Here is a 342-nt window from a genome sequence, read left to right on the forward strand (position 1 = left end):
CGGTTTGACCCCCTAATTCCTGACGAATTCTTTAAAAAACTAAACGATTCTTAGTTTTTCATTTTTCATCATTTCCTTCTTCACTTTTACCAAGCTTAGATGACTCCACTATAGCGTCAAGTCAAAACCGCTTGACCCTTACGTTCCGCCATCTAGGGGGTCAGTAAGTGAAGAAGGAGTATTCCTGCCTTCTTAAAGGCTCAAGGCCATTTCTTCGGGATAACCAATATCCTTGTATTTCTCATTGAACTTTACCGGAGACATCCTGCCGAGGCTGCCATGATAACGTCTGTGATTATAAAACTCCATGAACTCATCAATTTCGAAGTAAGCTTCTTCAAA

The 342-nt window shown here is 40.6% G+C and carries 1 protein-coding gene; it reads right to left on the reverse strand.

Annotated elements, in window-relative coordinates:
- Window positions 1–192 precede the first annotated feature (192 nt).
- On the reverse strand, window positions 193–342 hold a 150-nt coding region (locus tag AAEO50_RS21455), incomplete at its 5' end, for an IS3 family transposase (protein WP_425383241.1).

Source organism: Rossellomorea oryzaecorticis (assembly GCF_038405515.1).
Taxonomy (GTDB): domain Bacteria; phylum Bacillota; class Bacilli; order Bacillales; family Bacillaceae_B; genus Rossellomorea; species Rossellomorea oryzaecorticis_A.